The sequence below is a fragment of the Clostridium cadaveris genome (genome assembly GCF_020911725.1).
Classification (GTDB): Bacteria; Bacillota; Clostridia; order Clostridiales; family Clostridiaceae; genus Clostridium_X; species Clostridium_X cadaveris.
On the sequence record NZ_CP076620.1, the window covers coordinates 2743693 to 2769164 of the forward strand.

General features: G+C 30.6%; 22 protein-coding genes. 7 read left to right on the top strand and 15 right to left on the bottom strand.

The genetic code is table 11. The annotated features are described in order from the left end of the window. Positions 1–112: 112 nt before the first annotated feature. The 5 genes from KQH81_RS13075 to KQH81_RS13095 form a co-directional block, all read right to left on the bottom strand. On the bottom strand, positions 113–1576 hold the full coding sequence (locus KQH81_RS13075) for an aminoacyl-histidine dipeptidase (RefSeq protein ID WP_027640135.1): 1464 nt from the start codon (positions 1574–1576) through the stop codon (positions 113–115). A gap of 90 nt (positions 1577–1666) precedes the next feature. After that, positions 1667–3118, bottom strand: a complete 1452-nt coding sequence (locus KQH81_RS13080; protein WP_168972394.1) for a sensor histidine kinase — start codon at positions 3116–3118, stop codon at positions 1667–1669. A gap of 476 nt (positions 3119–3594) precedes the next feature. After that, on the bottom strand, positions 3595–4083 hold the full coding sequence (locus KQH81_RS13085; RefSeq protein ID WP_027640133.1) for a tetratricopeptide repeat protein: 489 nt from the start codon (positions 4081–4083) through the stop codon (positions 3595–3597). A gap of 50 nt (positions 4084–4133) precedes the next feature. After that, on the bottom strand, positions 4134–5294 hold the full coding sequence (rpsA, locus tag KQH81_RS13090; protein ID WP_074845111.1) for a 30S ribosomal protein S1: 1161 nt from the start codon (positions 5292–5294) through the stop codon (positions 4134–4136). A 345-nt stretch (positions 5295–5639) separates the two neighbouring features. Further along, positions 5640–5969 (bottom strand): hypothetical protein, encoded by a 330-nt coding sequence (locus tag KQH81_RS13095; RefSeq protein WP_143081321.1) that lies wholly within the window; start codon positions 5967–5969, stop codon positions 5640–5642. Positions 5970–6181: 212 nt separating this feature from the next. Here KQH81_RS13095 and KQH81_RS13100 point away from each other — a divergent pair, with 212 nt between their 5' ends. From KQH81_RS13100 to KQH81_RS17800, 4 genes are all read left to right on the top strand, one after another. Beyond that, positions 6182–6832, top strand: coding sequence for a PspA/IM30 family protein (locus KQH81_RS13100; RefSeq protein WP_027640131.1), 651 nt, complete (start codon positions 6182–6184; stop codon positions 6830–6832). 11 nt (positions 6833–6843) lie between these two features. Then, positions 6844–7500, top strand: a complete 657-nt coding sequence (locus KQH81_RS13105; RefSeq protein WP_027640130.1) for a hypothetical protein — start codon at positions 6844–6846, stop codon at positions 7498–7500. A 109-nt stretch (positions 7501–7609) separates the two neighbouring features. Further along, a complete protein-coding gene (locus KQH81_RS17795; RefSeq protein ID WP_407647298.1) occupies positions 7610–8191 on the top strand; it encodes a transposase in 582 nt (193 codons plus the stop codon). Then, positions 8161–9033 carry an IS3 family transposase gene (locus tag KQH81_RS17800; RefSeq protein WP_289614339.1) on the top strand — a complete coding sequence of 291 codons (873 nt, stop codon included), beginning with the start codon at positions 8161–8163 and terminating at the stop codon, positions 9031–9033. Before KQH81_RS17795 ends, KQH81_RS17800 begins: the two co-directional genes overlap by 31 nt. Positions 9034–9128: 95 nt before the next feature. Here KQH81_RS17800 and KQH81_RS13115 read toward each other — a convergent pair whose 3' ends face one another. The 4 genes from KQH81_RS13115 to KQH81_RS13130 all read right to left on the bottom strand — a co-directional run bounded on the left by KQH81_RS13115 (position 9129) and on the right by KQH81_RS13130 (position 12779). Next, positions 9129–9326, bottom strand: coding sequence for a heavy-metal-associated domain-containing protein (locus tag KQH81_RS13115; RefSeq protein WP_027638751.1), 198 nt, complete (start codon positions 9324–9326; stop codon positions 9129–9131). A gap of 49 nt (positions 9327–9375) precedes the next feature. Beyond that, complete coding sequence (locus tag KQH81_RS13120) at positions 9376–11817, bottom strand: heavy metal translocating P-type ATPase (protein ID WP_027638750.1); 2442 nt, start codon at positions 11815–11817, stop codon at positions 9376–9378. A gap of 9 nt (positions 11818–11826) precedes the next feature. Beyond that, positions 11827–12093 (bottom strand): metal-sensing transcriptional repressor, encoded by a 267-nt coding sequence (locus KQH81_RS13125; RefSeq protein WP_027638749.1) that lies wholly within the window; start codon positions 12091–12093, stop codon positions 11827–11829. A 260-nt stretch (positions 12094–12353) separates the two neighbouring features. After that, entirely contained in the window at positions 12354–12779 is a 426-nt protein-coding gene (locus KQH81_RS13130; RefSeq protein ID WP_027638748.1) for a CBS domain-containing protein, read from the bottom strand. Between the two features lie 195 nt (positions 12780–12974). Between KQH81_RS13130 and KQH81_RS13135 the strand changes: the two genes are divergently transcribed. Both KQH81_RS13135 and KQH81_RS13140 read left to right on the top strand, forming a co-directional pair. Continuing rightward, positions 12975–13286, top strand: coding sequence for a YtxH domain-containing protein (locus KQH81_RS13135; RefSeq protein ID WP_035770721.1), 312 nt, complete (start codon positions 12975–12977; stop codon positions 13284–13286). Between the two features lie 189 nt (positions 13287–13475). Further along, a complete protein-coding gene (locus KQH81_RS13140; RefSeq protein ID WP_027638747.1) occupies positions 13476–14849 on the top strand; it encodes an amino acid permease in 1374 nt (457 codons plus the stop codon). 275 nt (positions 14850–15124) lie between these two features. On the opposite strand, the gene lexA is transcribed toward KQH81_RS13140, so the two are convergent. Further along, positions 15125–16180, bottom strand: coding sequence for a transcriptional repressor LexA (gene lexA, locus KQH81_RS13145; protein ID WP_027638746.1), 1056 nt, complete (start codon positions 16178–16180; stop codon positions 15125–15127). A gap of 84 nt (positions 16181–16264) precedes the next feature. On the opposite strand from lexA, the gene KQH81_RS13150 reads away from it, so the two are divergent. After that, entirely contained in the window at positions 16265–17737 is a 1473-nt protein-coding gene (locus tag KQH81_RS13150) for a hypothetical protein (protein WP_027638745.1), read from the top strand. Between the two features lie 18 nt (positions 17738–17755). Here the strand turns inward: KQH81_RS13150 and KQH81_RS13155 are convergent, their stop codons facing one another. The 5 genes from KQH81_RS13155 to KQH81_RS13175 all read right to left on the bottom strand — a co-directional run bounded on the left by KQH81_RS13155 (position 17756) and on the right by KQH81_RS13175 (position 25335). Continuing rightward, positions 17756–19117, bottom strand: coding sequence for an MATE family efflux transporter (locus KQH81_RS13155; protein WP_027638744.1), 1362 nt, complete (start codon positions 19115–19117; stop codon positions 17756–17758). A 142-nt stretch (positions 19118–19259) separates the two neighbouring features. Next, positions 19260–21041, bottom strand: a complete 1782-nt coding sequence (locus tag KQH81_RS13160) for a MutS-related protein (protein WP_027638743.1) — start codon at positions 21039–21041, stop codon at positions 19260–19262. A gap of 3 nt (positions 21042–21044) precedes the next feature. After that, positions 21045–23813: an ATP-binding protein gene (locus KQH81_RS13165; protein WP_027638742.1), complete on the bottom strand. Its 2769-nt coding sequence runs from the start codon at positions 23811–23813 to the stop codon at positions 21045–21047. Beyond that, positions 23810–24943, bottom strand: a complete 1134-nt coding sequence (locus tag KQH81_RS13170) for a metallophosphoesterase family protein (protein WP_027638741.1) — start codon at positions 24941–24943, stop codon at positions 23810–23812. Before KQH81_RS13170 ends, KQH81_RS13165 begins: the two co-directional genes overlap by 4 nt. 209 nt (positions 24944–25152) lie before the next feature. Beyond that, entirely contained in the window at positions 25153–25335 is a 183-nt protein-coding gene (locus KQH81_RS13175; RefSeq protein ID WP_027638740.1) for an alpha/beta-type small acid-soluble spore protein, read from the bottom strand. Between the last annotated feature and the right edge of the window lie 137 nt (positions 25336–25472).

Genomic DNA, 25472 nt, shown 5'->3' on the forward strand with positions numbered 1-25472 from the left:
GTCACTCCTCCCTTCGTCAGTTAATTATAATTATATAGTATCTACACAATAAAAGTAAAATTAAATTTAAAGAGGCTACCTTAAGACAGCCTCTTTGTAAATATATTTTAAACTATTTTAAATTTCTTAATACTTCAACAAGATATTCCCAATTCTTCTTTACTGAGCTTATGCTCATATGCTCATTTGGAGTATGAACGTCATAAAGGTTAGGTCCAAATGAAATCATATCTATTTCTCCAAATTTTTCTTTAAAAAGACCACATTCAAGACCAGCATGAAGTGCTGCTATTTCTGGCTTCTCTCCATATAGTTTTTCATAAGTCTCTTCAAAAACCTTGCGAATTTTAGAATTCTTATCATACTGCCATTCTGGATATGAGCTGTGAGCATTTATCCTAGCTCCTAGAAGCTCTGATAATATAACTGTTTCATTCACTATTTCATCTTTTAAAGATCCTACTGAACTTCTTACAGCACTATCGAATTCTATTTCATTTTTGCCAGTAATTACAACTCCTAGATTTACCGAACTTTGTACAAGTCCTGGTATATCAATGCTCATGCTCTTAACGCCATTTGGCATTAAGCATAAAAGACTTACAGCTTTCTCTGTTGAAATCTTGGAGAAACATTTGCTTGTAGTCTTATCTAAGACTTTAAGTTCAATTTTAACTCCTGGATCAGAAGACTTTAATTCATTTTGTAAAATTTCATTTAAATTTTCTATCTTTGAATTTATTAGAGAAAGTGAATTTTCGTATACTTTTATAGTAGCATCTGCTTCTCTTGGTATAGCATTTGCTTTTGCGCCCCCATTTAAGTTAACTATATATAGGTCTACAGAATTAAGAAGTTTCATAAGAACTCTTCCTAAAATCTTATTTGCATTTCCTCTTTCTTTGTTGATATCCATTCCGGAGTGTCCGCCTCTAAGCCCAGATACAACTATAGAACAGTCAACTACATTTGAATTTGGTCCATCAATCCAGCAGATTGGAAGTGTAGCACAGGTTCTTATTCCTCCAGCACAGCTTACTAAAAGAGTTCCCTCTTCTTCAGAGTCTATATTTATTAAAGTTCTTCCAACTACATCATTCTTATCTAAGGCTGTAGCTCCTCCCATTCCTGTCTCTTCTTCGCTTGTTACAAGAACTTCTAAAGCTGGATGAGCTATATCATTTGATGCTAATATAGCCATAGCATAAGCTACTGCTATTCCATTATCAGCTCCCAATGTTGTATCGGTTGCATATACATAATCCCCATCTATTCTAAGCTGCAATGGGTCTGTTTCAAAGTTATGCTCTGTTCCTTTATTCTTCTCACATACCATGTCCATATGACCTTGTATTATAACAGGTTCAGCTTTTTCATATCCAGCTGTAGCTGGCTTTTTTATTATAACATTCAATGCTTTATCTTGTTTAACTTCAAGATTTAGTTTCTTTGCAAAATTTACCAAATAATCACTAATTGCCTTTTCATTTCCTGAACCTCTTGGAATCTGTGATAATTCTTCAAAGTATTTAAATACTGATTGAGGTTCTAAGTCTTTTAATATTCTATTTTCCATGTTATTTTTACCCCCTAATTTGCATTTATTTTAGTATTCGACTATATATTTAAAACTCCTTCCTAATATTTGTTATTTTAGGAATTCGTTCTATATGTCACCTAATTCTATCTTTATATTTTCCTTGCTTCTTGCTAATAATGCTGATTTTTCACCATTATTATGATTAGTTATAGGGAGCCTTATAATAAAGTTTGACCCCTTATTAATTTCACTATGAACTTCTATAATGCCGCCATGAAGTTCAATTAACGACTTTACAATAGAAAGACCAAGACCACTTCCTGCAGTACCTCTTAAATTGCTCTTATTAAGCTGAGTGAATTTATCAAAGATTAGGTCTATTTTTTCCTTCTCTATACCTATGCCACTATCCTTGATACTTATAATTATATTTTCACTTTCCATATTCATATTCACCATTATATATCCGCCTCTTGGTGTAAATCGAAGAGCATTTGATAATAAATTAAGAACCACTCTTTCTATTTTATCTTCATCAAAATCAGAATACATCTCTTCTTCTGTTGTGTCAAATTGAAGAGTTATTTCTTTACTCTTAGCATAATCAACAGCAAGCATACATGTATCTTCTACAACTTCAACCATATTTCCATATGTGCAATTAAGCTTATAAAAACCACTATCCAATTTTGAAATATCTATAATATTATTCACAAGTTTTATAAGTCTATATACATTTTTTTTCATAACATCTAGATAGTTATCTAACTTCTCTCCTTGATCTTTAATGTTTTCCTTTTTATAAAGGTCTACAACTTGAAGAGTGCTATTAATAACATTAAGAGGAGTTCTTAAATCATGGGATAAATTAGTGAAATTCTCCGTCTTTATCTTGTCTGTCTTTATATATTCATCTAAAAGCTTATGATCCGTTATGTCTCTAATAGATCCTACTGCTCCTTTAAATTTGTTTAAATTTCCTTTTATGTTTTTCCAAGTTATATCTAATGAAATATTCTTTTTATCTTGTCTTTCAAAGATAACTTCCATTTTCATGTAACTTTCTTCGTTTCTTACTATTCCTGTTTCTATATCTACCTTAAAGATATCTTTTATATTTTTCCCTATGAGTTCATTGCCACTATACCCAAGTATAGTTCTAGCTGCATCACTTACAAAAGTAAATTTTCCATATTCGTCTAACTCAAAAATAACATCTTTCTGATTTTCTATAATATCTCTAAGCTTATTTTCATTTCTTTGAAGCCTATTTTTAATCTCTATAAGTTCGTCTTTTACATTTTGAAAATATAGAAATAAGAAGCTTAAATAAACAACAGACTGTAATGCTGTGTAAGTATTACAAAAGCTTATTAATGAAAAATAATTTGAATGTCCATAGTTAAAGAACAATACTATTATTCCAAAAACCATTAAAGATACTTTTGTATAAGTTTTGTATAAGGATTTATGTATCATTGTTTTTGAATAAACAATAGATGTTACTATTATAGCTATTCCCACAAAGTTCATATATAATTGCAGAAAATTTCTAGGTGTATATCTAAAAATTTTCATAATAATACCGCTTGCTATAATAATAATATTGATAATTCTAATGTTAAGTTTCAGCTTTCTATTCATAAGTTCAAAGATTCCATATATAAAATATATAGAACTAAGAATCAAAAAACAGCACTTCAGAATCATCAATATGTTTCTAATATGAGGTAAGTCTATAAAAATAATAATAAAGTACAGTATATGAGAAGAAACGGAATAAAATGCTGCATGCACCCATAATTTTATAAAGCTTTTTCTTTCAAGGGTCCATATACATGTGTATAATACCGCTATCATTATATTTAACACTAGTAAAATAGCACTAGTTGTAAATTCTCCGTCCATCTAACACCTCTCTAAATATCATAATAATATAATTGCTATTATATCACAAAGTGCCATTAATTTCTTTAATATCATTTTTTTCGACATTAATACTTATTATTTTTACAACTTAATAAATAATATATTGTAATTAAAATGAGTTAAATCTATTTTAATTTTTCTTTTAAAAATTCACTTTTAGGAAACCTTTTTATAAGAGTCCCATAAAGCTCCTTAGCCTTTTCTATATCTCCAATTAATTCTAGAGCTTCTCCTTTAGCCAAAAGCAATGTGTAGTTATACTCCATCTGATTCTCTGGAATTGTCTCACATAGACTTAAAAATTCTCTATGCCTATTAAGCTTATAATAGCAATAAGATTTCATAACAACTATATCTTTTTTTAATTCTTCATAATTGAATTTCCTATCAAGTATCTCAAGAGTTCTTTCATAGTCTTCTTTATCGAAGGCTCTTACTGCATTATCAAAACACTTTGCCTCTTCACTTTTATAGATTTTTATCTTCTTTAAAACATATATACCATATGGAATTAGAAGAAGCCATACAAATGGTTCCATTACCCCTAAAAGAATTATTATAATCATACCAACTGTAAGCTTTCTTTTTTTTCCACTATTCAATGGAAAATTCATGTTAATCACCTCTAAAAAAATTTAAGGGGATCAAATCCCCTTAAAATATTCTAATCTAATTTTAAATCTTTAAGTTTATTTCCTAAAAGCTCTGCAAGACTTGTTCCTTCATCACTACTATCATTGTACATTGAGTAATCTTCCTTTGGCTTTTCTACAGCATCCTTTATGCTTAAAGAAATCCTCTTATTCTTAGTATTTATATCTAGTACTTTAACATTTACCTTTTGTCCTATTTCAAGCTTTTCTGATGGCTTAGCTATTCTATCTTCACATATTTCTGATATATGTACTAAACCTTCAACTCCATCCATAACCTCAACAAAGGCTCCAATGTTTATGAATTTCACAACTTTTCCTTGTACAACATCTCCAATTTTCAATTCAGTTTCAACCTTGTTCCAAGGGTCTTCTTCTATATTCTTAAGTCCTAAAGAAATTCTATTTCTGTCTCTATCAAAGTCTATTACATAAACATTTACCTTGTCTCCAACAGATACAACTTCTTCTGGCTTATTTACTCTCTTCCAGCTTAAATCATTTAAATGTACAAGTCCTTCAATTCCACCAAGATCAACAAATGCACCAAAGCTCATTAGCTTAACTACAGTTCCGCATCTAGTTTCTCCCTTGGTTAAAGAATTCCAAAGCTTTTCCTTCTTAGCCTCTAATTCTTTCTTCTCTACAACTTTTATTGAAGCAACTATCTTATTTTTGTTTAGGTCAAGTTCTATGATTTCAGCCTTAAATTCATTACCTATAAGGTTTTTAAGCTCAACTCTATGAACTGATGCATGAGATGCAGGTATGAATACTCTCATTCCATTGTAATCAGCTACAAGACCGCCTTTAACTTCTTCTTTAATTTTTAAAGTTATCTCTTCCTTTTTATCGAAAGCTTTCTTTATGTTCTTTCTAGCAATTCTCTCATCAGCAGATTTCTTTGACAAAGAAACGTTTCCTTCTCCATCGTCAAAGCTTTCTATTATAGCTTCTATTGAATCTCCTTCATGGAAAAGCTCTTCTATATTCTCATCTTCATTACATAAATTTTTCTTTTCTATTATTCCATCCTTCATGTAATTTATATTTACAAGAATATATTCAGAAGTTGCCTTCAAAATTGTTCCCTTCACTAATTCACCTGTTCTTAAGGTTTTCAAATCGTACTGGCTTAGTAATTCTTCCATAGACATTTCATTTTCACTCATCTTATAACACTCCTTAAGTTTTGTATAATTATATTTTACTCGATTTATATGGTAGTCTTCAATGAAATATTATCATACTATGTTAATAAAATCTTAATCTTTCTATAAAAGCATATATTCTGTCTTACTATTTTATAATACATCATGTATACTTAAAATTAGGTAATTACATATATTTATTATATGTAATTTATTTTTCTGGGGGGTGTCAACAATTAAAAATAAAAATAAAAGACCTATTATACTTAGTATATTATTAACATTTATCTTTTTATTCACTTGTTATTTAGATTTTGGGGTTTCTCAGCTTGATATTAACAGCGGTGAATCTTCTACCACTATAGCTTATGCTAAAAGTTCTTCCTCTAAGAGCTCATCAAGTAGAAGCTCTTCTAGCAAAAGTTCTTCAACTAAAAGTTCTTCTAGTAAAAGTTCAAGTGGCTTTAAATCTGGTTCCTTTGGTAGTGGTTCAAGTTCTTCTTCTGGAAAAAGTGGAACTTCTTCATCTTCTGGTGGATTTAAATCCGGAAATTTTAATAGCGGAAGTAAAAGTTCATCCGGTTCATCTTCCAGTAGCAATTCAAACTCTGGTGGATTTAAGTCTGGAAGTTTCTCAAATTCAAAGGATAAAAGTTCAAGCAATGATAATACCAGCAGTTCAAAGAAAGAGTCCACCTATAATAGCAGCTCAGGTTCAGGTGGAAGTTCTAGCCGATCCTTCTTTCCAAACCCATTTTTTTGGGGTAGATCCTATTATGGGGGAGGCCGTGGATTTTCTATTGGAACTGTGTTAAAGTTTGTAGTATTATTAATACTAATAATCATAATTATCAAAGCAATAAAACGTTACTTTGATAAAAAATATAAATAATACGGAGGTAATAAGAATGGGAGTATTTAATAGAATTTCAAACATGTTTAGAGCAAAGGTAAATAATACTTTAGATGAAATGGAGAATCCAATTGAACTATTGGATCAAAAGATAAGAGATATGGAAGAAAGCTTAGGAAAAGCAAAACTTTCTTCAGCTCAAATATTAGGCAATGTACGAGAAATCCAAAAAAAGATGGAAGAGTGCCAAAAGGAATCTGCTGATTACGAAGGTAAGGTTAAGCTTGCTTTAGGAAAAGGCAATGAAGACCTTGCAAAGAAAGCTTTAGAAAGAAAATTGGATGCAGATAAGAGATACGAGTCATTAAAGAAGAGTTATGACGAAGCATCTGTAAAGGCAGAAGCAGTTAAAAAGAATTTAAGAGCTCTTGAAGAAGAAATTCAAGAAACAAGAAACTATAGAGATGAAGCTGCAGCTAGATTCAATAACGCTGAAGCAAACAAAAAAGTAAATGAAATTTTATCTAACGTTCAAACATCATCTAACAAAATAAATATAGATGATATAGAGAGAAAAATTCAAAGAAAAGAAGCTATGGCCGAAGGTCTTCAAGATTTAAGAGACAATAACTCTTTAGACAAAGAATTTGAAGATTTAAATAACCTAGACTTAGATGCTGAACTTGAAAAATACAAGAATAAATAGAAGGTGCTATCATGAGTACTCGAGAATTTATAGAAAAGGAAAAAGACTCCTTCGGTAAGGTGTTTGTAGATATAAACTACGCTATAGACAACATTTCACCTTTTTTAGAAAAGGATGAACTCTCTAAGAGAAAATATGTTATAAAGCTTCCTGTACTTGATAAATATATTGATATGCTTGAAGCTTCAGAAACATCTTCAAATAAGAAAAAAGGGCTGTTTTCTATGTTTAAAGGTGATAGTTCAATATCTAATTTGGAAAGCTACAAATCTAAAAATATTGAATCTTTAAATCAACTTGTTACATGTTCAACCTGTAAATGTCTAAACTGTGTAGCAGAATGTAAATTTAAAGCCTGCAGTGATTGTAGAAGAAATTCTCATACTAACTATTGCGATCATGAAAGGTTTTGCGTAACATTCCATGACAACTTTACCTTAGACCTTACTAACAATGACACAGGAAGAAGAAATAAGTATAAAACTTTAGCTACTATAAAAGATTGTAATTTAGACAAAAGATATATTTTAATTGAAAATATAGTGGACAAGGATGATAAATTCATACTGTATTATTATCCAACTCTTTCCGGTGATGAATTTGGTGAGATAGAAGATGTAAATGAGTTCGATACTATTGCAGGCATTTACGAACAGAGTAACTACTAGTTTGTAATAATTAATTTTCAACATTGATAAGTACACAAAAAAGCTGCCCCTTTTGAACCGACCCCCAAAAGTTAGACCAAAAATCTAACGAATTGGAGGTCGATTTTTTATGGCAAAATACAGTTATGAATTTAAGAAAAAGGTTGTTGATGCATATTTAAATGGTGAAGGCGGATATCCGTATCTTGCCAAGACTTATGGTATTCCTGCGTGGAGTAACATTAAGAAGTGGGTATTATCTTATTCCAAAATGGGTGATGAAGGATTAAAGCGCTCAAGAAAAAAAAATAATTATTCTTTTGAATATAAACTTCATGTGGTAGAGTTATATTTATCAAGTGAGGTTTCGTATCAGGATTTAGCTCTCCAAGAGAAAATCAACAACCCAGTACAGATATGTAAATGGGTCAATGATTTTAATATTGCAGGTGTTGATGCATTGAGACCGAAGAAGAAAGGTCGTAAGAAGTCATTGGTGTCAAATAATAAGAAAGAAAAAGTACAGTTATCTTCAGAAATTACTCCAGTAGACACAAGTGCTGAACATTTGAGACAACTTGAAGATGAACTTTTAAAACTTAAAATTGAGAATGCCTATTTAAAAGAACTGAGGAGGCTGCGTTTAGAGGAGGAAACTCTTCTGAAAAAACAGCGAGAATCATTCACAGCCTCCGAGGAGACTTCAAACTAAAAGATATTCTCGCAATTGTTAGCTTTCCGAAGGCAACATATATGTACTGGCAGAAAAGATTTGATAGGGAAAATCCTGACCAGGCAATTGAGGATAAAATCTTAGAAATACATAACACAAACAAGGATTATGGCTATCGTAGAATATATGGTGAACTTCGAAATCAGGGCTTTATTGTTAATAAAAAGAAAGTACAGAGAATCATGCAGAAACTAAATCTCCAAGTTGCTTCCTTTACTAGAAAAAGTCGTAAATATAGTTCTTACAAAGGCAAGGTCGGAACAGTTGCGCCCAACAGAATCAGAAGACGTTTTAATACCAATATCCCTCATCAGAAAATCACAACAGATACTACTGAGTTTAAATACTATGAGGTAGATTCTAAGGGACATATGACGATGCACAAACTATACTTGGATCCGTTTATGGATATGTGTAACAGTGAGATTTTAAGTTACGGTATTGATAGGCGGCCTTCTGCCACCAATGTGATAAATGCTCTAAATGAAGCCATTGAAATAACATCTGATTGCCCATATCGAAGAACATTTCATTCTGACCAAGGCTGGGCTTACCAGATGAAGTCATACTCACATCGTCTTAAAGAAGAGCGGATTTTTCAGAGCATGTCCCGCAAGGGAAACTGTCACGATAATTCTGTAATGGAAAACTTCTTTGGACTCTTGAAACAGGAAATATACTATGGTGTTGTTTATTACAGTTATGAGAAATTGAAATCTGAAATAGAAAGATATATAAAGTACTACAATGAACAAAGGATTAAAGAGAAACTAGGATGGATGAGTCCTGTGCAATACAGACTCAAACTCTTGGCTGCATAAAAATAGCGAGGCAGCCGAAACTGTCTCGCTAATAAAGTCTAACTTTTGGGGGTCACATCATTTAAAGGCAGCTTTTTTATATTTACTTTAAATTTTTATTGAATTTCAACCACTTCATATCCATAGTCTTCTATAGCATTTTTTATTGCTTCATCTGATATTTCTCCATCAAAAGTAGCACATTTGGAAGCTAAATCTACATTAATATTTTTAGCTCCTATTTCACTTAAAGCCTCTTTAACATGGTTTGCACAATGTCCACAGCTCATTCCATTTATAATTACTTTTTTCATATCTATACATCTCCTTTTAATTATATGGTGCATATCTCCATGCACTAATTTATTTTAAAGGCTTATAGCCTTTTAATCTTAAAGCATTTAACAAAACTGAAACTGAACTAAAACTCATAGCTAATGCAGCTATCATAGGATTTAGTAGCGGTCCTCCAAAGGCATATAATAATCCCATTGCCACTGGTATTCCCAATGTATTATATCCAAATGCCCAGAATAAATTCTCTTTTATATTTCTAATAGTTTTCTTGCTCAAATCTATGGCTATAGGCACATCCATGAGGTCACTTTTTACTAAAACTATATCTGCTGATTCTATAGCTACATCAGTACCAGAACCTATAGCTATACCTACATCAGCAGCAACTAAAGCTGGGGCATCATTTATACCATCTCCAACCATAGCAACCTTATACCCCTGTTTTTGAAGATTCTTTACTTCTGCTGATTTATGTTCAGGCATTACTTCTGCTATAATCTTATCGATCCCAACCTGTCTTCCTATAGCATTTGCTGTATTTTTATTGTCACCAGTAAGCATAGCTACTGTGATTCCCATATTGTGAAGCACTTCTACAGCTTTTTTGCTGCTAGGCTTTATAGTATCAGCAACAGCTATTATTCCCTTTATATCCTTATCTATAGCTATTATCATAGGAGTTTTACCTTCTAATGATAAACTCTCCATTTGCTTATCTACATCTTTTAAAGGCAGCTCTTTATCCATCATAAGATTTATGTTTCCTAAATAAACATCTTTTCCATTTATAATTACCTCTATGCCTCTTCCTGATATAGCTGTAAATTTATCTGATGCTCCAAATTCTATGTTCTCGTCTTCTGCTTTTTTTACTATTGCCTCTCCAAGAGGATGCTCCGATCCCTTTTCTGCTGTAGCAGCAAAATATAACAGTTCTTTCTCATCAATATCATAAGTTATTATATCTGTAACCTTAGGTTTTCCCTCAGTTATCGTTCCTGTTTTATCAAAAATAATAGCATTTATTTTGTGAGCATTTTCTAATGCTTCTCCACTCTTTATAAGAACACCATTCTCTGCTCCTTTTCCTGTCCCTACCATAATAGCTGTAGGTGTAGCTAATCCTAATGCACATGGACACGCTATTACAAGAACAGATATAAATATAGTAAGCACAAATATAGTATCCTTGCCTGCAATAACCCATATTATTGCTCCTAAAATTGCAAGTCCTATTACTGTAGGAACAAAATAACCTGAAATTACATCTGCAAGTTTTGCAATAGGTGCTTTTGACCCTTGGGCTTCTTCTACAAGCTTTATTATTTGAGAAAGTGTAGTATCCTTTCTAACCTTTGTTGCTCTATATTTTATATAGCCATTTTTATTTATAGAAGCCCCTATTACTTTGGAACCTATATTCTTTTCTACAGGTATGCTTTCCCCTGTAAGCATGGATTCATCTATTGATGTACTTCCCTCTACTATCTCTCCATCCACAGGAAGCCTTTCTCCAGGCTTGACAATAACTATATCATCCACCATAACATCATCTATTAGTACAACAATCTCTTTTCCATCTCTGATTATAGTAGCATTTTTAGGTGCAAGCCCCATAAGCTTCTTTATAGCTTCTGAAGTCTTTCCTTTTGATACACTTTCTAAATATTTTCCTAATGTTATCAAAGTTAATATTGTTGCTGCTGACTCAAAATACAAATCCATTGCATATTTTGAGTTTCCTATATATATCTGATATATAGCAAATAATCCATATAAAACTGCTGCTAGAGTGCCTATAGAAATAAGTGAGTCCATATTAGGCGCCATAAGTTTTAATGCTTTAGACCCATTAACATAAAATCTTCTTCCTGTATACATAACTGGAACTACAAGTAGAAGCTGCACTATTCCAAAGTTTAATGGACTTATCATAGGGTCTATAATCGATGGAAGATGAAGTCCCATCATATGACCCATAGAAATATATAGAAGAGGAGCTGTAAATATAAGTGATATTATAAATCTCTTCCAAAGACTTTTGCTTTCTCTCTCAGCTTTATTTGATTCTTCTTTCTTTCCTTCTTCTATTTCTAATGCTTTGTACCCTGCTTTAGAAATAACTCTCTTTATATCAGCTATGTCTGTAAGCGATGGTTCATATACTATTTTTAATTTTTCTGTAGCTATATTTACATTGGATTCCACAACTCCTGGAAGTTTTTTAGTCACTCTTTCTACAGCCTTTGCACATGCAGCACAAGTCATTCCCTCTATAACCATAGTCTTTTCTAATGTTTCTAACTTTCCTTTGTAACCAGCCTTTTCTATAGCATTTTCAATTTGCTCAACAGTAACTTTATTTTCATCATATGATATATTAAGTTTTTCAGTAGCTATATTTACAGAAGCACTTTCAACGCCCTCAAGTTTTTTAGTCACTCTCTCTACAGCTTTTGCACAAGCAGCACAAGTCATGCCATCTATATTTAAAATCTTGTTTGCCATCATATATCCCTACTTTCCCATAATCTTTTCTAAGACACTTATTATTTCATCTACTTTTTCCTCTCCTGAATTGTGAAGAAACGCTTCTTTGACACAATGATTCATATGCTGTTTTAAAATTAATGAGTTAGCTTTCTTCAAAAGTGCCTGAGCTGCTACTATTTGATTAGATATGTCAATGCAGTATCTGCCATCTTCTATCATTTTTATTATTCCCTCTATTTGTCCTTTTGATGTCTTTAACATCTGTAAGGCTGCCTTTTTTTCTTCGTTCATAATTTCACCTCTTTTATATACCCCCTCCCCGTATGAGGGGTATGTTAAAAGTATATCACTATAATTTAAATAATTCAATATATATTTTATAAAAAAAAAACAGATCATATATATTTTTGTATATATAACCTGCTTTTAGTCATTATAATATTACATTGTCAGTTTCTTTTGTTCGGTTTCATCTTAAAGAATATAATTATATATAAAAAGAGTGCATATCTCTTATAGCACTCTTTAAGTTTATACAACTATTCTTATTATTAAACTATATTTCTCTGTTCACAGCTCATAAGCGCATCTGAACAATAGTTTATTATATCACTTCTTTTTATTATCCCTATAAAAATTCCTTCATCATCTACAACAGGTACAAAGTTTTGACTAGCTGCTAATGACATCAGGCTTTCAATAGTTGAATTTATAGTGACTGATTTATGTCTTATTCTTCTTGGTATATCATGCACCTTTACTCGTTGTGTATTTGAAAAATTAAGTTCAGGATTACTTTTAAGCTTCCAAAGTATATCCCCTTCAGTAAGAGTTCCAACATATTTTCCTTGATTATTTATTAGTGGTATGGCAGTATATCCGTGATACTCCATCCTCTCAATAACTTGTCTCATGTTAGACTCTATATTTTCATATATAACTTCATTTTTAGGTGTCAGAAAGAACGCAATATTCATGGCAAACCCTTTCCCCTTAAAATATATTTTTATCTTTATGATTTCATTTTACCATATTTTCAGACCTCTATCCATTCGATTAGATAAAGTTCATAAATTATTAAACACGTTATAGTTACCATTTAAAATGTATAGAAAACCATTTAAATTTTTGTTATACTCTTAATTAGTTAAACTATAAGGAGGTTTACATATATGTTAAAAAATCTAATTGATGCTAAAAAGAAAAAACAAAATAAAAATACAACTAAAAATATCGCAGTTTGTACTACTGGTCTCTTAGCTGGAATAGCTGCTGGAATACTATTTGCTCCAAAATCAGGTAAAGAAACCAGAAAAAATTTAACTAATTCTGCAAAGGAATTAAATACTAATATAAAAGAAAAAGCAAGCTCTACAACAATTAAAGCAAAAAACAAATTATCTTCATACCTTAATAAAGATGAGAAGAAAAATGTAGAAGAAAATATGATCGATATTACTGAAGATATGTTTTCAGAGAGATAGAATATAATTTGTACAAAAAGGATATATTACTAATAACACAGACTAGTTTAAAAATAGGCCTAAATTCTACATCCATGAGTAAAGTTTTATCTTGTATATCATGGATGTTTTTTTAATAGAAATATTTGTTTCAAAAATTATAGCCGATACGCAATACTATTTATTCTTAATATCATAGGAGGTCTTAAAATGAGTGACAACTCAAATCTTTCTAATGAGAATTCTCTAAAGAGAGAACTTGGCCTGACAGCTGCTATAGCTATTGTAATAGGAAATACTATAGGTTCAGGTATTTTCATGTCCCCAACTTCTATGGCTTTAGTGTCTGACCCCATAACTACTATTATAGCTTGGATTATAACAGCCATAGGTTCAATTTTACTTGCTCTTAGTTTCACAAATCTATCTAGCAGATTCCCTGAAACAGGAGGACCTATAATCTATACTGAAAAAGCTTTTGGAAGCTTTGCAGCTTTCTTGGTATCATGGCTCTACTGGGTAGGCTCCTGGGTTGGAAATGCAGCTATAATAACTGCTTGCATAAATTATTTATCACATTTTTTTCCTATACTTCAATCAAATGGTCTTTTATCATTCTTAATTTCAACATTTATTGTTTGGGGATTTACATACATAAATATTAGAGGAGTTAAGGAAGCTGGTTTTATCGGAATCATTACCACTGTTTTAAAAATACTTCCTCTTTTAGTATTTTTAATAATTGCTTTTTCAAAGTTTGATGCTACAAATCTTATTACTCCAGTTGGAAGCACTACACCTCATGGAGTATCTACACTACCATCAGCTATAGCTGTTGCACTATGGAGTTTTATAGGGCTTGAAAGCTGCACAGTAACTGCTGGAGAGATTAAAAACGCTGAAAAAATAGTAAGGAAAAGCACCATAATAGGTATAAGTTTTGCTGGAATTATTTATTTGCTTATATCTATAGCTGCAGCTGGAGCCATACCTCAAGAAATGCTTATGTCCTCAACTGCTCCTTTAGCTCAAATAATTGATTACGTAACTGGTTCAAGCTGGGGTGGAAACTTTATAGCCATAGGAGCTATAATCTCTACTTTAGGAGCAACCTCTGGTTGGCTTATGACAACAGCTAGAAGTTCATTTTCTGCTGCTGAGAGAAACATATTTCCAAAAGTATTCTACAAAGTTCATCCTAAGTATAAAACACCAGTGTCTTCTCTTGTAATAAGCGGTATCTTAACTAACTTACTGCTAATTTTAAATTACGTATCATCTTTAAATACAGCATTTAATTTCATGATACTACTTGCTACTTTATCATTTCTTCCAATTTATACTATATGTGTATGTGCAGAAGTGGTACTTTTGTTTAAGAAAGATGAGTTGTTTACTAGAAAAGGACTTAAAAAATCTATTATTGTAGCACTGTCATTTGCATATAGCATATATGCTATTTATGGTTCAGGATTTGAAACTGTAACTTTCGGATTTATATTAATGCTTCTCGGCATTCCATTTTACGTATATATGATGTTCCAAAATGACAGACTTCCAAAAGATTCAATTCAAAATAAGTAATATAAAAAAACGTCAGAGAATAAACATTATTCTCTGACAATATTTTTGTAATCAAAATCTTATGTTAATCTTGTGAAGTTGATTTTTTTATATCTTTTGTTTGATTTTTTTTATCTTTAGCTAAAGTGGCAACAAGTGCTCCTAAAGCTGCTGCTGTTATTATTAATTTTGACTTTTTTTTCATAGCTATGCCTCCTAAAGCAATATTAATCTATGATTTACTGTTAGTATTTATACTATATCACATATATTTTCAAATTAAAACCTTTAAAATTTTAAATTTTCTTTACTATTGCTACAGCTAGTCCTAATATTGTTCCCATATTTTCTCTTAAATTTATTGGATTATATTTTGGATTTTCAGGCATCAAATAAGCTTCCTTACTATTAAGTTTAAGTCTCTTTAATGTAGCTTCTCCATCTAAATCTACTGCAACTATATCCCCATTATTGGCCGAATTCTGCTGTCTTATAAGTACATAATCTCCATTATTTATATCCGCATTTTTCATACTATCTCCTCTTACTTGAAGAAAGAAGCAATTTTTAACTCCTCTTAACATGTAGTCAGGTATATAAAAATGGTCTTCTGCTACAGGATTTATTTCTATAGGTTCTCCAGCTGCTATATTGCTATATAATGGAACTTCTATAAGGCTCTTTTTATCAACATACTCCTTATTTTCTCCTATAATTATCTCTTCTAATTTTGATATTTCTCTCTTATATGAAATGGCATTTCCATGTCTTAAATCTACATATTTAAAACATTCAAACTCCGTATCTATGTTACTTTCACAATTTCTTTCATTTACGCATTCTTTTGTATTGTTCATATTATCTTTTTTAGGTAAAGCATATCTTACATTTTTAAATTTTATAGATATGCCAGATTTCTTTATTCTATCTCTATTTTCAGCTAATATACTCAAGCAAGGTTTACAGTCATGATTTAAAAACTCTAATATTTCGTCTCTATAACAATTAAATGCTTTCACTCCTTCAATAAATATGTGACTATAATTTTCTAGTGATGTCATATTATTTAATTCTTCTAAAGGATAGAATGCTACGCCAACATTTAAAAAGCTAAATAATGATAAGTAATCTCTGCTTTGATCTATTTGTAAAAACTTAGTTTGAATTTCATCTAAATTTTCCTTCTCAGCTAGATAGATTATATTTTGTTTTTCATTTAAACAATAATTATTTTTTAAGTAAGCAATTCTATTAAGACTCAAATCTCTATACCATTCGCAGGGTCCTCTAAGAACATTTAAGCAATAAGGCTTACTTTTTATATAATTTTTTTCCTTCTTAGTAAACTCCATTTTTTATTCCTTTCTATTTGCTATATACTTATTTTACAATATATGGTATAATATATAATATATTCCTACTGATGAGGTGATGTAATGTATCTTAAGTTAAATAATATAAATGTACGAATCAATAATAAAAATTATATCATAAAATCCGAAGATAATAACAGTTGTCTAAATATATATAATGGTGTTTTTTTAAAGATGCAGATATATGTTAATACTTTAAATCTTTCTATAATAAATACTTCAAAAAACGATATTATACTTAATAATCTTTCTTTCGAAGCATTTAGTCTAAATAAAAAAGATTATGACTCTATACTGCAATATGATAATTCCCTAAAAAAACCTGTAGAAATTCACCCTATAAAGGATAAAATTGCGAGTTCCTACCTTTTCACCGCTTTCTCAAGCAATGATTACGCTAATTTTCTTATAGGGTTTTTAGGGTCTAAAACTTCGTATACTTCTATAAACTTTGATTACTCTAAAAATAATATTTCAATAAATCCAAGTTATAATTTTGTAAGTCATATTTTAAAAAGTGATGAAGAGATTATATTAGATCCTCTATATTTTTCTTGGGATATAAGTTATACCAACATGATATCTTCATATGTATCAAAAATATTAGATATATATATAAATGAAATCCCTAAGAAAAATATGAAATTCTATGAAATGCAGAAACGTTCCTTACAATCAATGTTCTTTACAAAAAAACCACAGTCGTTTTCCCTGAAGGTCAATGGATCTTATGTTAAAAGCAAAAGTTCCACCCCTTATGCTATAGACATTTCGTCAAAAGATGGGCAAGATTACATACTTCTTTGGATAAATGAGCACTTAAAAAACGATGTCCTAGAAATTCATGACTTAGTTGAATATCTGGAGCTTACTGCTTCAAAAAAAGTTTTTAATTCCTTTTACGAAATAAACAACTTTCTTTCAATAATAAAAAAAGTGTTCCCTAATATAACTATATGCGTTTCTGATATTCCTATTGGATTATGCCCTGGATATAATATCGCTTACAAAAAAATAGTTCATCAATCTAAAACTATTTTTTCAAGCCATTCAAAATATGAGTTTAATCATCAGTTTTTAATAAACTCTATTTTGTACAATTTATTTTATATCCACAATGAAAAACACGTTATAAAAAATGCTGAAATGAAAGAACTACTTGAGCTATTCATAAATACAAATTTTAAGGAATATGATTCTTCCAGTATATACAATGATATATCACTTTCACTAAAAAAATCCCACAAAATACTTCCTTACTTGTACAAAAATAATGTGTTTGGATTTTTATTATATACTGATAGTGACATATATATAGGTGTTTTTAATTTTTCTTCCAAAGCTTCATCTTTTACATGGAACTTTTCTTATGCTTTAAAAGATATAACTTTAGATGATATAGTTAAAAATGAGTTTAGCGACGAAAGTTTTATGATTTCAGATAATATATTGTCATTAAAAAAGGTACCTTCTATGAACTATATGTTATTTAAAAAATCAATCAATAAAAATAAGTATAAAGACGTTATTGCCTAGGCAATAACGTCTTTATACTTATTTTCTAAAAAGCTTTTCTTTTTTCTTTTTCATATAATACACAAATATTGATGTAAGTATCACACCTTTAAACACACTACTTAAACTTATACTCCACCATACTCCGTTTAATCCAAGTAAATTTTCAGATGATAGTATATATGCAGCTGGCACTCTAAGTCCAGTGAAAATTACACTTACTACAGATGGTATCAGTGTCTTTCCAAGGCCATTAAATGCTCCGCTTGTAGTTATTTCAATACACATGAAGAGCTGAGAATAAGCAAGTATCCTCAAATAATCTTTTCCAAGCATTATAGCTTCTGCCTCTGGTATAAATAGTGAGAATATAAATTCTCCACCCACTATAAGCAAAATAGTGGTTATTGCTCCTACTGCAATGGCTAATCCCATAGTTGCCTTATATCCTTTAAAGATTCTGTCATACTTCTTAGCACCATAATTTTGACCAACAAAGGTTCCAAGAGCTGTTGAGAATCCCCCTGCTGTCATCCAAGTTATAGCCTCAATTTGAGTTCCTACTTTTTGAACTGCTATAGGCACTTCCCCCCATACTGCTATTATTCTTCCTATAAACATTCCAAACACAGTGAATAATCCACTTTGCAAAGCCACAGGCATACCTATTTTAGAAATCTTTTTTACATAATTCCAATGAATTTTTTGAAGCAGAGTGAACTTAAAAAAGCTTTCTTTAGATTTTTTTATCTCTGCTATAAAGCATAAAGTTACAACTGCCTGCGCCATTACTGTTGCAATAGCTGCTCCCTTTACTCCCATTACAGGAAAAGGTCCTACCCCAAATATAAGAATCGGGTCAGCAACTATGTTAAAAATAAGACCTAATGTATTTATAAAAAATGGAGTTTTACTATTACCTGCCCCATTAAATATAGCCGTAAGCACTGGATTTATAAATGTAAAAATCATTCCTAAAGCCATAATTATAAGATACTCTTCAGCCATATTTACAACACCGCTTTCACCAAGCCTGAAAAATGATATAAGCTGTTTATTAAGCATTAAAATTATAGTACTGTAAATTATAGATAGTATAATATTGACTTGTATACTATTTACTATGTATAGTCTTGTTTCATTTTCTCTTCCTTTTCCAATTGACTGAGCAACCTTTATTTCTGCTCCTGCTTTACATATCATAACTAATGAATTGGCAAACATTATAAAAAAACCTGCCGTTCCAACTGCAGCTACAGCACTGCTCCCCACTCTTCCAAGCCATAGCATGTCCGTCATATTATAGGCCATCTGCAAGAACGATGTACCCATAATAGGTAGCGCAAGTCTTATAAGACTTGGTACAATTTCCCCATCTATTAAGTTGATTCTTTTTGTCACTGTTATAATTCCCCCTTTTTTAATAGTAACATTATTACTCTAATATCTAGCATTTGTTATGTCAAGATACAAATTTTCATTCCATAACTCTCTATTTATTGCATAAAAATAACTAAGGATTAACATCCTCAGCTATTTTATATTAACAATTTATACCGGCCATTCTCATAAGATACAATGCATTTTGTGTAGTGCTTATTCCCTTTCTAAGGGTATAATCAAATCTTATCTTACCGTCTTCATAATACTCTTCAAAATGATAATTGCTTATCTTTTCGTTTTCTATTTCTCCAAGTTCTAAGTCGTGAGTTGAAACAAGACCTAAAGTATTTAGTGTTGAAAGTTCATTTATAAGTATCTCTGCTCCTTTATGTCTGTCTCTTGAGTTAGTTCCCTTAAATATTTCATCTAATAGATAAAATACCCTCTCTCCTGATTTTACACTTTCTATTATAGCTTTAACCCTTAAAATTTCTGCATAAAAAGATGATATACTCTTTTCTAAATTATCACCAATTCTCATACATGTGTATATCTCCATAGGGCTACATTCAAAATTCTTAGCTCTTACAGCACTTCCACTATAAGCTAAAACTAAATTTATAGCTATAGTCCTCAAATATGTACTCTTTCCAGCCATATTTGAACCTGTTATAATCCATCCTTCTCCTTTATGAGTTAACGATATAGGATTTCCTACTGCCTTTTCTCCTATAAGAGGATGCCTTATATCTTCCCCCTTAACTATAAAGTCATCTTTTATAATTGGAAATGCATAATCATCATTATTGTAATAAATATCTGCAAAAGAGCTTAATTCTTCAAATTCAGCTATAACATCAAGGACATCTTCTATATTGTCACCATATATCTTCTTCCAGCTGTTAAGTTTGTTATAGTAGTGAAAATCTAAAAAGAAAAGAATGTTCAATAAAAGGTATATGGCATTTTGTCTATCCTCTATTGTTTCAGTTAATTTTGTAAGCTCAACAAATTCTTTGTAGCTGTCAAAACTCTGATTTTTTATCTTATCTTTAAGTCCTTTTAATAATCTGCTTTTATAATTTCTTCTTTCTATAAGTCTTAACATATCTCTATAGGAAACCATAGCCTTATAGTGTTTTCCAACCATATCTAGACTGCTTCCTAAATTTTTCTTATTACCTTGAATTATTACTACATTTAAAAGCACCATAGCCATAAAAAATCCAAATGATACTAAGTTAAGCATTGCAGCTATAAAGAATCCTATTGTCACGGCAGAGTCTATATAGAGCACCATTATAAACATATTAGATATGTCTTTTCCTTTTTCCTTTCCCCATTCTATAAAATCCTGAGGATTTAAGATATGTTCAGCATTTATAATAGCTTTGCCTTGTAATCTCTGTCTGAAACCAACAAGAGGAGATAATTCCTTTATAGCCTCCTGCCTGTTATATATAATATTCTTATCAAAACTCATATTTCCCTTAAGAATACGACTTAGTCTTTCTCTTCCTTTAAATGTAACAGCATTATTCATCCATTGAAATAAGGATGATGCCCCAAAGATATCCAAGTCATTGCAATAGTTATGTTCCTCATCTTTAAATTCTTCACCAGTATCTAGAATCTCTGCAAACTTTCCTTCAATTCTCTTGATTCCATTTAAATTAATATTTTTTAAGATCTTTACCTCTTTAATAAAGGCTATAACCTTAGAATGCTTTACCGCTATAAATATAAATGCAGTCAGCATAACCACAAGATTTATTATGAATAAATCCTCTCTGCGCATTTTATAAAATACAACACATAGTACTATAGCTGCAAATGCTATTATAAGTCTTATATTACTGTAAGTTCTTGCAACCTTTAAAAGTTTATCTTGAAATTTCTCATATCCCCTAATACGATTATCATATTTATACCTTTTATTCATTCTCTAGATCCCCTCCATAGTTATTATATTTGCATTATCCACCCTTTCAAAATAATCCTTTTCTCTACTTTGACATGTAAGAAGAATTATCTGTTTGTTCTCGCTGTATTCCTCAAGAATCTTTAGAGCCCTTAGAGTTCTCTCATCGTCATATTGAATAAATGTATCATCTAAGATTATAGGAACTTTATCTTCACCAAATATCATTTCTATCAATGCCATTCTAAGTGCAAAATACGCTTGATCAAAAGCTCCATTGCTTAAATAATTAGCTTCAACTAAGGAATTTTCTTTGTTATCTCTTACAAGAAGGTCATAATTGTCGCTTACTTTAACTTCTTCATACTTTCCATCAGTAAGTTTACTATATATTTTCCCTACTATTTTGTTAAGCTTTGGTCCAAAGTTTTTCTGAAGCTCTTTAAAACATTGATTCAAATTTTCTAAAGCTATATCAGCTATTTTTACAGCTTCTTCCCCATTTTCTATAGCTGACTTTACTTCTTCTATCTCTTCTTCTATAATCCAAGGTTCTCTAAATCCTTTAAACCTATTGCTTATAGAATTTTCAACATCTTTTATAGATTTTTCTGTTTCTCTAAGCTTTTCATTATTCTCTTTAAGACATGTATCAACATCTTCTTCTTTTTCAAATGAAAAATCTATATCCTCTTTAAAGATATCCTGCAGTTCATCCTTCATGTCTTCAAGATGCCTATCTTTTAAAAGAAGTTTGTATCCATCTTCAACTCTCTTTATTTCATTTTCTACCATAACCTTCATTTTAAGCTTATTCTTTAAAATCTCAATCTCTTCTGTAAGCTTTTCTAGAGGTATATACCCTCTCTCTATTTTTGAAAGTTCGTTCTTTAATTCAATTTCCTTAATGTCCAACTTATTTTTTATTGTTGAGACATTGCTTTCTAAATTTTTAAGTTCTCTTTCTAGAGAATCCATTTGAAAAGCTTTTTCCTCATAAAGTTTATGATTTCTAAGAAATTCTTCTTCATTTTCGCATGATGTATGGTTTAATAAAAAGTTTATCATGTTATTCGCTCTATTTAAACTGTTTTCCAAACTTTCTCCCTCATAGCTGTTAAATTCTATAAGTTTTTCCCTCATAACATATTTAAGTCTTTCTTCCTTATCTTTCATGACATCATAACATTTTATGGCTGCAACAAATTCCTCATAATTCTTAATTCCAAGCTTATTGTAATATGATTCTAGTTTATTTTCTATAGAAACTATCTCTTCCTTTAGAGAGTTTATTGAATCATATTTCTTTTGATCATCTTTCATCCTCATCTCATTTAAGTTTGCATGATTTTTAATTTTAAATGATAAAAAAATACATACAATAGAGATTATAGCCAGAAAATACATTGGTATTCCTGCTGACTTTTTTATGAGCTGAAAAATAAAAATACCAGCAGAAGCTATAGCTCCTATTTCTAAAAGATTTGCCATGATTTTATTTTTTTTAATCTCTTCATTTGATATAGTAATATTGTTATGTGATGAGTATGTGTTTAAAAGATATTTTAATTCTTTCAAGGCATCTTCGTATCTTTCCAGAATCTTATCTATATCATTTCTCTCATCATCTATTATACCATATTTTTCTATTTTGCCTTTTACCTCATTAATCTCATTTTCTATATTATCTAAATTTTTTTTACATTTACTGCGATGTTCTAGTTTAATTAGAGCGCCCTTTCTTTCTTCCAAAAGCTTTATGAGCTTTATGTCAACATCATCCTCTAAACCTTGAAAAGCCTCTAATCTCTCATATTCATCCTTGAAGATATCATAATTGCTTTCAGCTTCTTTTAGACACTCTTCTTGGTATATAAGTTCATCATTTAAACTTTCGTATTGTTTGTAATCTTCACTAATTCTATTTAATACTTCTTCATTTATATATTGTCCTAAATCCCTATCATACTGATCTTTGGTTTCTCCAAGGTCTTTACTCATTTTTAGATATTTAGAGATTTCTTCATATTCCTTTTGAAGATTCATTTTTCTCATGTATTTTTTATATAATTCTAAAGCTTTAAGATTTTTAATTAAGCTTTCACCTTCATCTTTCAACTCTTTAAGCTTTATCTCATCTTCAATTCCATCCTCATTTCTTTTTAAAGAGTCGCTGAGCTCTTCTGTTAATAATAATAGCCTTTTTCTTAATGAATCAAGTTCTCCATTTTTTCTGCTTCCAACATAAAACTTTTTATAATTTTCAAGGACAGCAACCGCTTCATAATAAGATATACTATCGTCTCCGCCCTGTTCCAAGTTGGTGAGTTTTTGCATTATCTCCTCTTCCTTATCTCTTGCCACTTCTGCCCCAAGTTGTTTTATAAGGAGTGTCTTCATGAAGCTTTCCTTTGATAAATCTAAAAAATATCTTCCTGGCTCTTTAGTTATTCCTTTTATCTTTTCACCAGTGAGAAAATTTATGAAGTTTATAGTGTCTTCTTTTTTAGTTGATCCAAAAGTTCTCTCTATTATAATTTCGTCTTCTCCATGTTTGATATGGATTTCTCCTTGAGCTGTATTTTCTTTCCAAGGTATAAACCTTTTTCTCTCATTCTGTTTTAAATTTTTTCGACCACCGCTCATTCCATATAATAATATACTTATAAAGCCCTCTGTAGTACTCTTTCCGCTTTCATTTTTACCATATATTACATTAATCCCTTCTGTAAGGCTTATTTTTTTATTTTTAATAGCCCCAAAAGATTTTATATTCAATTCTTTTATTATCATTTCATTTTGACCTCTTTTGCAGTTAAACTTTCTATTCCTAGCTTTAGTGCCTTATAAAGGAATTCCTTTTCTGAAGATTCTGTTTCTTCCTCTATAGACTTTAACATCTTCTTCGCATACAAACCTCGAAGAGAAAATTCTCCTGCTATCTCTTCATAATCTATTGATATTGTAGTATTATCTTCTAATTTTACATAAAAGAAATCATCTTTTATCTTATGATTTAAAAGTTCTTTATTTATTATGAAATCTTCTGAGACTTCCCCGCAAAGCATAAGCTTAAACAAATTTTTCTCCCTTGAAAAACTCTCTGAAGCTTTAAGTATCATACTCTTTACTTCTTCATAATCTCTACATCCAGAAATGTCAACACTACATATAACGTACTTTCTCTTTGAAATTGGGTGAAAATTTAATTCTACATAGTTCTTATATACAGTTCCTAGAATTATTCCCTTCTCTCCACATTCATCAAATCCTCTTCCTTCAGGGTTGCCGCTATACGCATAGAAAGTATCATCTTCTCTAAGAATTCCTGAAAAATCATGTTTATGACCTAAAGCTATGTAATCCATTCCACTTTTCCCTATATCATCTATAGTTATAGGATTGTATTCACTTATACCGGCAGTCACATCTCCATGTAGTACCATTATATTTATTTTGCTATCATCTATATCAATTTTACTTTTCATTTCTTCTATAAGGCCTATTCTTTCATAACTATCTCCAAATCCTATTCCATAAACAATTGTATTTAAATTTTCTATATGTATCTTTTCAAGTTTATCTTGAAATACATGGACATTATTTGGCCATGGTATTATCTTATAAAATGATTTTCCATGATAAGGGTCATGATTACCTGGAGAGATAAATACTCTTATATGTGGTATCTCTTTTAATTTTCTTATAACATAATCTACGGTGGTTTTCATAACTGTTGCATTATCAAACAAATCCCCTGCCATTAAAATTATGTCTACTTCCTCGTTTACTGCTTTATCTATTATGGCTCCGAAAGTCTCTCTTAGATCCTCTTTCCTCTTCTCCCTATAGGAAGGATCAGAATCTCTAAAAGGACTGTCAAAATGCAGGTCTGCACAATGCAGAATCTTAACGCCTTTCATTATAACACCTCCGAACTTTAGTTCTCATTTAATTTTATCATAGTAATTTAGAAAAACAAAGAGCCTCAAACCTGTAGAAGATAATTATCTTCTACAAATCTGAGACTCCCGTTTTTACCCTAAGCCTATTTTTGCCTTATCTATAATTATTTATATAGATACTGATATAGCAAAAATACTATCGTGATAGAAGTTAATTAGACTTTGGTCTACTTCATACCTTTTTCGTATGCTTCTACCATTCTCTTTACCATTTCGCCGCCAACTGATCCACATTGTTTTGATGTAAGATCTCCGTTGTAGTCCTTAAATGGAACTCCTAGCTCTGAAGCTACTTCATTCTTAAAATTTGCTAATCCTTGTTTTGCTTCTGGAACTAACTTCTTTGCCATAATACATTCCTCCTCGTAATTTAGGGTTTTATTTATTTTGCAAGTTTTCTCCTTGCACTACTATTTTGACCACTCATAGAATTAATACTCTATTTAATTTTATGTAATTGAGGATTGAAGTTCTTATTATGTATTTT